The organism is Halapricum sp. CBA1109, assembly GCF_009741825.1.
In the GTDB taxonomy this organism is placed as follows: domain Archaea; phylum Halobacteriota; class Halobacteria; order Halobacteriales; family Haloarculaceae; genus Halapricum.
On record NZ_WPCA01000129.1, the window covers coordinates 1 to 7,657 of the forward strand.

8 protein-coding genes and 2 pseudogenes are annotated in these 7,657 nt (G+C 68.7%); 6 read left to right on the top strand and 4 right to left on the bottom strand.

Going from position 1 to position 7,657, the window contains the following annotated elements:
• Nucleotides 1-120 precede the first annotated feature (120 nt).
• Both GJ629_RS12645 and GJ629_RS12650 read left to right on the top strand, forming a co-directional pair.
• Nucleotides 121-777, top strand: coding sequence for an HAD family hydrolase (locus tag GJ629_RS12645; RefSeq protein WP_157513374.1), 657 nt, complete (start codon nucleotides 121-123; stop codon nucleotides 775-777).
• Between the two features lie 42 nt (nucleotides 778-819).
• On the top strand, nucleotides 820-1,065 hold the full coding sequence (locus GJ629_RS12650) for a hypothetical protein (protein WP_157513375.1): 246 nt from the start codon (nucleotides 820-822) through the stop codon (nucleotides 1,063-1,065).
• On the opposite strand, the gene GJ629_RS12655 is transcribed toward GJ629_RS12650, so the two are convergent.
• The 4 genes from GJ629_RS12655 to lpdA form a co-directional block, all read right to left on the bottom strand.
• Complete coding sequence (locus GJ629_RS12655) at nucleotides 1,062-1,544, bottom strand: Hsp20/alpha crystallin family protein (protein ID WP_157513376.1); 483 nt, start codon at nucleotides 1,542-1,544, stop codon at nucleotides 1,062-1,064. The genes GJ629_RS12650 and GJ629_RS12655 overlap by 4 nt on opposite strands.
• Nucleotides 1,545-1,583: 39 nt before the next feature.
• Entirely contained in the window at nucleotides 1,584-2,390 is an 807-nt protein-coding gene (gene pheA / locus GJ629_RS12660) for a prephenate dehydratase (RefSeq protein ID WP_157513377.1), read from the bottom strand.
• 90 nt (nucleotides 2,391-2,480) lie between these two features.
• The gene (locus GJ629_RS12665; protein WP_157513378.1) at nucleotides 2,481-3,074 is read right to left on the bottom strand and encodes a hypothetical protein; all 594 of its coding nucleotides are present in this window, start codon (nucleotides 3,072-3,074) and stop codon (nucleotides 2,481-2,483) included.
• A gap of 85 nt (nucleotides 3,075-3,159) precedes the next feature.
• Nucleotides 3,160-4,581 carry a dihydrolipoyl dehydrogenase gene (lpdA, locus tag GJ629_RS12670; protein ID WP_157513379.1) on the bottom strand — a complete coding sequence of 474 codons (1,422 nt, stop codon included), beginning with the start codon at nucleotides 4,579-4,581 and terminating at the stop codon, nucleotides 3,160-3,162.
• Nucleotides 4,582-4,871: 290 nt separating this feature from the next.
• Between lpdA and GJ629_RS12675 the strand changes: the two genes are divergently transcribed.
• The 4 genes and pseudogenes from GJ629_RS12675 to GJ629_RS12690 all read left to right on the top strand — a co-directional run.
• On the top strand, nucleotides 4,872-5,324 hold the full coding sequence (locus GJ629_RS12675; protein WP_157513380.1) for a ferritin-like domain-containing protein: 453 nt from the start codon (nucleotides 4,872-4,874) through the stop codon (nucleotides 5,322-5,324).
• A 136-nt stretch (nucleotides 5,325-5,460) separates the two neighbouring features.
• Nucleotides 5,461-6,409: pseudogene (locus GJ629_RS12680) on the top strand (ribose 1,5-bisphosphate isomerase); the annotation flags it as partial.
• A 4-nt stretch (nucleotides 6,410-6,413) separates the two neighbouring features.
• Entirely contained in the window at nucleotides 6,414-7,277 is an 864-nt protein-coding gene (locus GJ629_RS12685; protein WP_370515902.1) for a carbohydrate kinase family protein, read from the top strand.
• 39 nt (nucleotides 7,278-7,316) lie between these two features.
• Nucleotides 7,317-7,657: pseudogene (locus tag GJ629_RS12690) on the top strand (iron-containing alcohol dehydrogenase); the annotation flags it as partial.

Here is a 7,657-nt window from a genome sequence, read left to right on the forward strand (position 1 = left end):
GCGACAGCGAGCCGCGGGACTGGAACTGGCCGAGGGCTTTCTATCGTTTCGTCCTCTTATCTGAACACTATGGGTGAAACAGGCGATAGCTACTCGTCGCTCCCGTCCGAAGCCCGTCGTATGGCCTACGACGCGATTCTGTTCGACATGGACGGCGTGTTGCTGACAGGCTATCACACCGACCGGGCGATATACCGCAGAGCCACGGCGACGGCGCTCGCCGACTTCGGCCACGACGGCGAGAGCGAGGACCCGCCGCCGGCGCTGGTCGACCCCGACTCCGTCACGGACGTACGCGCCGTCTGTGACGACCTCGGCGTCCCCGCCGCACCGGTGTGGGCCTACCGCGAACGGGCGGCCACGACCGTCGAGAACGAGTCTATCGCCGCCGGCGACCGCGTCGCCCCGCCCGACGCCGATGCCCTCGACGCCCTCGCGGAGACCCACGAACTCGGTGCCGTGAGCAACAACCGCCACGGGACGGCCCGATTCGTCACCGACTACTTCGAGTTCCCGATGTCGGTCGTCCGCGGCCGGTTCCCGACGCTCGCGGAGTACGGGAACCGCAAGCCCGACCCGACGTATCTGGAGTGGGCGCTCGACCGACTGGACGGCGAGGACGTACTGTTCGTCGGCGACCGGCGGAGCGACGTCGAGGCCGCCCACCGCGCCGATATCGACGCCGCGTTGCTGGCCCGTGGCGGCGACCCCCCGGAGGGCAGCCCTGACCCGGAACACCACATCGAGTCGCTGACCGAGTTGACCGAGTTGCGCTGAACAGCGGCGACTTTTTTGCGTGCCCGTCCCGAACCGGAGGGTATGGCTGCCGGAATTATGGACACCGTCCAGCGGATGGGGACGGTCATTATCGTCGTGCCCTTGGTGTTGGCCGGTGCCGATATGCTCGTGTTCGGCGACCGGACGGCGATGGGGGCGCTGCTGTTGGCCATCGCGGCTATCGTCTGGGTCGTCTCCGAGTACGTCAGAACGCCCAAGGACATCGGTGAGTCGTTCCTCCAGCGAGCGGTCGGCCGAGTGACGAAGACGCCCGACGACGAGGACTAGTTCACCGGGACCGAGACACCGTCGTCTGCCTGTTCCTTCGGGAGTCTGATCTCCAAGACTCCGTCGTCGTAGGTCGCTTCCGTCGCGTTTCGTTCGACCGCCTCGGGCAGGGACACCGACCGCTGGACCGACTCGCTGCGCTCGCTTCTGATGATGACGCCGTCGTCCTCGTCGTCGACCCGCCCCTCGGTTTCTCCCCGCTCGTCAGCTTGCCGGCGCTTCCCGCCGGTGGCACCGGCCGTCTCGCGGACGGCGTCGATGCGGACCGTCCGCGCGGCGGGCAGGGAGACGTCGATGTCCTCGGCGTCGTACCCCGCGAGGTCGGCGCGGACGACGAACGCGTCCCCCTCGTCGACGACGTCGACGGGGAGGGGCGTGACCGGGACGCCGAGGTCGGCGGGGTCGAGCGCCTCGAACTGGTCTGACATACGGTCGAACAACCGCTCGATGTCGTCGAAGGGACTGGATCCAGGGCTCATACCCGGCGGTTCGACGCCGACCAAGTTAAAATTGGGCCGTCACGAGACGACGTGTTCGGTGTCGTAGGAGCCGAGCCGTCGGACCCACCCCTCGGAAGCCAGTGCCTCTATCTCCTCGAGGGCCGCCTGCGTGCGCTCCTCGTAGAGGCCGGCCTGGAAGTCGACGTGGAAGACGTAGTCGCCGAGTCGCTCGCCGCTTGGCCGGGATTCGAGCCGCGAGAGGTTGATGTCCCGTTCGGCGAACGGTTCCAGCAGTTTGAGCAGGAGTCCGGGGTAGTCGGAGTTGGGGTAGATGACGACGGACGTCTTGCCGCCGGCCTCGCTCCGGGCGGCCTCGGGGCCGATGACGACGAACCGCGTCGCGTTGGAGTCCTGGTCCTGAATGTCCTCGGCCAGACGCGTCAGGTCCTCGGTGACGTTGTCGGGGTGGGCGATGGCCGCGACGGCGGGGTCCTCGATGGCGCGCTGGACGCCGCGGGCGGTGGAGGCGACGGCCTCCAGTTCGACCGCGGGGTAGTGCTCGTCGAGGTAGCCGCGACACTGCGCCAGCGCCTGAGCGTGGCTTGCGACCGTCTCGAAAGACTCCCCTTGGGCCAGCAGGGCGTGTCTGATCGGGGTGATTATCTCGCGGACGACGGCGACGTCGCCGGTCGCCAAGGCGTCTAGGCTCTCGGTGACGCTGCCCTCGATTGAGTTCTCGATGGGGATGACGCCGCGCTCGTAGCTGCCGTCGGCGACGGACGCGACGATGTCCGTCACCGACTCGGTGAACGCGACGTCCTCGGAGACGGCCGTCGCCGCGCGGTGTGAGTAGGTCCCGCTCGGCCCGAGCGTGATCGTCTGCATACCACCGGCTACTCCCCTCGCCGGCATAAGAACCGCGACTTCCGGCGTCCCGGGACATTGGCGGCCCGCGGATGAGTCAACGAGACGGGGTCACTCGGCGACGATGCCCCGGAGTGCGACGATCAGACCGGCCCCGATGATCGAGACGATAGAGAGGTGAGCGACCGAGAACGCGACCGACAGTTGCTCGAAGATGTTCCCGCCGGCGACCGATTCGAGGTAGACGCCGAGCGTCGACTCGCCGCCGACGCCGAGGGAGACGATACCGACGGTGAACGCGATAGCGAGGCCGCCGGTGACGATGGAGAGCCCCGCCGAGATGCGCTCGACGTCGAAGATAGTCCGGGCCTGTGACTCAGAAAGCGGTTGCCGCGTCGTGCGATAGCGGTACAGCCCGACCATCATCACGGCCGCTACCACCTCCATCCCCCAGCCGAACAGCCCGAGGACGAGCAGTTTCGGCGTCGCCGTGATCGGATCCGTCGTCGGGAGCAGCGGCCCGACGCTGGTCGGAAAGAGGAGATACATCGGTGCGACGAGGGCCAACACGGCCAGCAAGAGTGCCTGAATCGCCATCGCCTTCCGCGGTCGGATCGTGAACAGCGACCCCTCGGTGGCGCGTAGCCGCTCGTAGGTCGACCCCGAGAGGACCGCTGTGGTTATCGGATCGTCACTGTCTCGCATGGTGAGGTGTATGACAGAGTTAGACCGATTGTTCGTTATAACCTTTCCGGCGACCCCGGCGCTCACACCGCGAGAGCGACCCGTATCACTGTGCGGCGTGGATCGCACGCGACAGCGCCGCCTCCGTCGCCTCGCCGATGGATTCGGACAGCGTCGGGTGGGCGTGGACGGTGCCCGCGACGTCTTCGAGCGTCGCGCCCATCTCGACGGCGAGGCCGAGTTCGGCGATCAACTCCGAGGCTTCGGGCGCGACGACCTGTGCACCCAAGAGAAAGCCCGCCTCGGCGGCGACGACGCGGACGAACCCCTCACGCTCGTCGAGTGTCAGCGCCCGTCCGCTGGAACGGAGGGGCACCTCGCCGACCACCGGATCGAAGCCCGACTCGGTCGCCTCGGCTTCGGTCAGCCCCACGGTCGCTATCTCGGGGTCGGTGAACACCACCTCGGGAATTGCCTGCTGGTCCATCGCCGTCGGGTCGCCCGCGATGGCCCCAGCCGCGACTTTCCCCGCCGCGCTCGCCTCGTGGGCGAGCATCGGTTCGCCCGCGACGTCGCCCACCGCGAAGACGTGATCGAGAGCCGTCCGACACTGCTCGTCGGTGTCGAGAAACCCCTCGTCAGTCGGTTTGAGGCCGACGGCGTCGAGGTTCAGCGTGTCCGTGACCGGTTCGCGCCCGACTGCCACCAGCACCCGCTCTGCGTCGAACGTCCGGGACTCGCCCGTCCCCGTCTCGGCGGTGAGACGGACGGTGTCGTCGGGTCGCGGTTCGGCGTCGGTCGCCGCCAGCCCGGTTGCGAACTCGACGCCGAGGTCCGCGGCGCGGTCCCGGACCACCGCCGTCACGTCGTCCTCGTAGGCCGGGAGGACGCTGTCCAGCGCCTCGACGACGGTCACGTCCGCGCCGAGTTTGGCGAACACCGTCGACAGCTCCATCCCGATGTAGCCGCCGCCGACGACGACCAGCGACTCCGGCACCGACTCGGCCGCAAGCAGTCCCTTCGAGGAGACGACGCCCTCGGTGTCGAAGGGGACACCCGGGAGTTCGACGGGCCGGCTCCCGGTAGCGATCACGGCGTGTTCAAACTCCACAGTTTCGGCTCCCTCGCCCGCGCCGTCGTGGACGATGCGCGCCGTCGTCTCGCCGGCGAACTCCGCCCGTCCCTCGACGAGGTTGACCCCGGCCTGCTTACAGAGGCCCTCGACCCCGCGAGTCAACCGCGTCACGACGCCGTCTTTCCACTCGGCCATCCCCTCCAAGTCGACGGCCGGGTCGGCGTGGATACCCATGTGCTCGGCCTCACGTGCCCGGTGGGCGATATCCGTCGCCGAGACGTACGCCTTCGAAGGGATACAGCCGTAGTTGAGACACGTCCCGCCGTAGGCGTCTCGCTCGACCAGTGTCACGTCGAAGTCGTGCTGTGCCGCCCGAATCGCCGCGACGTACCCGCCCGGCCCCGCGCCGACGACCAGTACGTCCGTCCCTGTCGTGACGTCTCCGACGACCATACCGGACGGTCACGGGCCACGCACATAACTCGGGTGGGCAGACTGGTCCGTCCAGTGGAACGCAGTGTCCCTGCAACGTCCAGTGGAACGCAGTGTCCCTGCAACGTCCAGTGACGGTGCTCGTCGTCGCCAGTGAGCGGGTGGAGCAGTTGCCGCATCGCTACGACGCCTGCGGGGGACACCACACACGTCTTCACCCGACTTCGGGTTCGAACGCACACTGTGGCTTCGAACAGCAGACACCCCTCCCCAAAATCTTGTTACGTGCACGAACCGTAGAGCAGGACGTAATGAGTGACCAAGTTGTAGACCTCCTCCGGAAAGCGTATTCCGACGAGATAGAGACAGTGATGAACTACCAGACGAACGCGATAGTGCTCGACGGGGTCCGTGCAGAAGAAATCAAAGAGAGCCTCCAACAGGATATCCAGGAGGAACTGAACCACGCCGAGCAACTCGGTCAGCGGCTCAAACAACTCGGTTCCCGACCGCCAGCGTCCAGTGAGTTTACCGCGCGGCAGGATTCCCTCCAGCCGCCGGAGGATTCGACGGACGTGCTCGCCGTCATCGAAGGTGTCCTCGACGCCGAAGAGGGTGCGATAGAGACCTACAGTGCGCTGATAGACGCCGCCGAAGCCGCCAACGACCCGGTCACCGAGGACCTCGCCGTGACGATTCTCGCCGACGAGGAGGCACACAGGACCGAGTTCCGTGGCTTCGAGAAGGAATATCGGACAGACTGATAGCGGAGAACCGGGCCGAGAGAACTGCACCGACCCCGACCGACTGCGTTCGGATGTGCTGTAGTACGCGAGTGCCCCACGAGACGACTCGACGCGACACTCAGCCCTTTTCACCACCGCCCGCCAAGAGTATGCTATGGACACCCACGACCCACACCCGGCGGTCGTGCGGGTCGCCGACGACATCGCGTCGATGGAGACCCGCGGGGCGGCGACCATCGCCGAGGCCGCTGCCGAGGCCCTCCGGGCGCAGGCCGAGGACAGCGACGCCGAGACGCCGGCGGCCTTCCGCGAGGACCTCCGGGCCGCCGCACGGCACCTGCTCGATACGCGCCCGACGGCCGTCTCCCTGCCGAACGCGCTGCGGTACGTCCTCCAGCGGATGGACGGCGACAGCGTCCCGGCCTGCGGGAGGCCACGACGGCCGCCGCCGCGGAGTTCTGTGCGCGACTGGACGACGCACAGGCCGACCTCGGGACCGTCGGCGCGAACCGCCTGCAGGACGGCGACACGGTGATGACCCACTGCCACTCGACGGACGTGGTGGCCTGCATCGAGGCCGCCCGCGAACAGGGCAAGGACGTCTCGGCGGTCGCAAGGAGACACGGCCGCGCAATCAGGGCCACATCACCGCCGAGCGACTGCGGGAGTTGGGCGTGCCTGTGACGCTGGTCGTCGACTCGGCCGCGCGGCGGTACCTCGGCGACGTCGATCAGGTCCTCGTCGGCGCGGACGCCATCGCCGCCGACGGGAGCGTGATCAACAAGATCGGGACCTCGGGGCTGGCGGTCTGCGCCCGCGACCGCGGGACGCCCATCGCCGTCGCCGCCCAGACGATCAAACTCCACCCCGACACGCTGACGGGCCACACCGTCGAGATAGAACACCGCGCGGAGAGCGAGGTGATCGACGACGAGACGCGGGCGAGCATCGGCGATATCACGGTCGAGAACCCGGCGTTCGACGTGACGCCGCCGCGGTACCTCGACGCCGTCGTCACCGAGCGTGGCCAGTTCCCGCCCGAGAGCATCGTCACCCTGATGCGGGAGTTGTTCGGCGAGGGGACGACCGAACCGTGGGCGGAGCAGCGTGACCCGAATCGTCTGTGCGGGCCACGTCAACTGGGACGTGACTCTGCGGGTCGACCGCCTCCCCGAGGCCGACGGCGAGGCGCGCATCACTGGGCAGACCCAAGCGGGCGGTGGGAGCGCCTCGAACACCGCGGCCGTCCTCGCGGGACTCGGCATCGAGACGACACTGATCGGCAGTGTCGGGGCCGACGAACACGGCCTGCTCGCCCGCCGGGAACTGGACGCCGTCGGCGTCGACACCGAACTGGTCGAGACGACCGAGGCGCGGACGACGGTGAAGTACCTCGTCGTCGACGGCGAGGGATCGGTGATGGTGCTGGGCAACGAGGGCGCGAACGAGGCGTTCCGCGTCGACGACGTGGACACCGCGGCCGTCCGGCGGGCCGACCACCTCCACCTGAGCAGTCAGCGCGCCGAGACGGCCCGCGCGTTGGCCGACATCGCCGCTAACGCCGGCGCGTCGGTCAGTTTCGCCCCCGGACGCCGCGTCGCCGACCGGGCGTACGACCCACTGGTCCGGAGTGCGGACGTCCTCTTTCTGAACGAACGCGAGGCCGAGATGGTCGAGGCAGACGGCCTCCTGAGCGAGGAGCAGGTCGTCGTCGTTACGCGCGGGGAAGACGGCGCGGAACTGCGCCACGGCGGCGAGACGGTCGCCGACGCCGGCGTCCCGGTCGACCCGGTGGACACGTCGGGGGCCGGCGACGCCTTCGCCGCCGGGTTCCTCGCCGCCCGCGAGGAGCGGGACCCGGCGGACGCGCTGGCGGTCGCAAACGTCTGCGGAGCGCTGGCGACCCGGGGCCTCGGGGCCCGGACCTACCTCTCGTGGGCGGACGTCGAACCGATGCTCGACATCGAGTGAGCGGCCAAACGTCTTGTCCGGCCCGGTCGTATCGGCCGTATGACTGAACCGTCGACACCGTTTCGCTTCGAGTACGACCCGCCCGTCGTGCGGTCGGGACCGGGTGCGGTCGCCGCCCTCGGCGACGAACTGGCCCGGCAGGAGTTGGGTCGCGCGCTCGTCGTCTGCGGATCGACCGTCGGGTCGACGCCGGCGGTGATGGACCCGGTCCGCGCGGGACTGGGCGACCGGCTTGCGGGCGTCTTCGCCGAGACCACGCCGGAGAAACGGCTCTCGACGGCCGCCGACGCGCTGTCGGCGTACCGCGCGGCCGACGCCGACGACTGGTGGGTCTCGGCGGCGGGAGCAGCCTCGACGTGGCGGCGGTGGGCGAGCCTGGC